We start from the raw sequence: 1,452 nt of genomic DNA, 5'->3' as shown, positions 1-1,452 counted from the left end.
ATGCGTCACTCGTCCTCAGCAAGAAGCCGGGTTAGTGCATCATCGAAAGTTTCTCCGGGTTTTTTCTTCCATGAGTTGAGGCGTTGCCAATTCTCTCTGCTAATCTTGATAGTTGTCGCTTGTTTGTTTCTCATACTTTGAAACGTCAATAATTGTATGTCGATACATCTCGCACCAAGCCTTTGAGCGGCCCACGTTCGCCACACGTGCCGAGCATCGGCCGGTTGGTTTCGGCCGTGTCGGGTAGCATCAAGCGGGCTTGGGTTGGACAGGTGTTTGCGTAGTCTGTCATTAGACAGACCCCCCACCCCACACCTCCGAAACGTGTACTAGACAGGGTGGTGGGCATTGCTTCCCCGAACCGGAGGCGGTCATCCCTTGGGTCTCACTCAGGTCGCCCCATTTGCCGGAGGTGCTTCTCCGGACTCGCCCCGAGTTTCTTTCGGGACTATAACCACGACCGTGGCTACGCAGACGACAGACTTAACAACTGTGCGCCATGAACATTCAACTGGGACAGTTGTGATTTGCAAATGACAGGTGATGATTCAGAACGAGCACGTGGGATGTTTGATTCGGTCGACCGGGAGTATCTCCGGGGTCAGAAAGAGTACCAAGTGCCCCAATCGGAATACGAGCGGCGGAAAGTCATTCGCCAACGGTTGTTTGATGGTATTGTTGACTTCGTGGAAGCCCAACAGAGACTGTCGAACTGGAACTGGCAGAAATTCTTAGACCAAGACTTTGAGGACGAAAACGACCTAATTGATGGAATGGCGTCCGCGATTGCCCTATTTTACGAGTACCACCAAGCAAAGAACAAAGACTTTGAACGTACCTTGGACCGTGCTATCGAAGAGGCCCACACCCAAGGGTGGGCGAAGCGGGATATGCCAAATCACGAAGTCCGTAATGTGGAGCTGGATATCGATACGGCAGACCGACCAAGCCCCAAAGAAGTTCGTGCGCGGATAACGCAGAAGATCAGTGACGGTGTTCCTCTCACAGATACCGACATTGCTGAGGGGTTAAGGTGGGGTGATATTGAAACAAAGAATGCGATTGAAGAACACGGTAAGAGACAAAAAGAAGAGAGGGCCCTCGATAAGAAAAGAGAATGGTTTGAACACAAATGGGGATGATGCAGATGAAGAACACCACGAGTGACACTCAGGTAGTATGGGGTTCCACTCCCGTGGTCAATCGCTAGGCAAAGATTTCGGAACTCAGTTCATCACGCCCATGTGGTTGCTCTAACTGCAGGTCCACTTCCTCAAGATCATACGGTCCGAACCCGGGTGGTGAAGCACCATTCCCGTAGTGTCTCACAATGTGGTCCATGTTGACTGTCTTGGCTATTCCGTCAATTTGGTAAATGTCCCTCATGTAGCCGTAGAGGTTTTCATAGTCTCGAATTCGCTTCCACTTCTCACGGAGTGGGTCGGTTACATT

1 protein-coding gene and 1 pseudogene are annotated in these 1,452 nt (G+C 51.0%); one reads left to right on the top strand and one right to left on the bottom strand.

Features of this window, described 5'->3' with window-relative positions:
- Positions 1–533 precede the first annotated feature (533 nt).
- Complete coding sequence (locus LPA46_RS18655) at positions 534–1,142, top strand: hypothetical protein (RefSeq protein ID WP_152418798.1); 609 nt, start codon at positions 534–536, stop codon at positions 1,140–1,142.
- 64 nt (positions 1,143–1,206) lie between these two features.
- Here the strand turns inward: LPA46_RS18655 and LPA46_RS18650 are convergent.
- Positions 1,207–1,452: pseudogene (locus LPA46_RS18650) on the bottom strand (glutathione S-transferase family protein); the annotation flags it as partial.

It is taken from the genome of Halobacterium sp. KA-6 (genome assembly GCF_021029015.1).
GTDB lineage: Archaea > Halobacteriota > Halobacteria > Halobacteriales > Halobacteriaceae > Halobacterium.
This window is presented reverse-complemented; position numbering and strand designations above follow the sequence as displayed.

Excerpts from the sequence above, each read along its gene's own strand:
- LPA46_RS18655 (WP_152418798.1), top strand. The coding sequence starts at position 534 with ATGACAGGTGATGATTCAGAACGAGCACGTGGGATGTTTGATTCGGTC.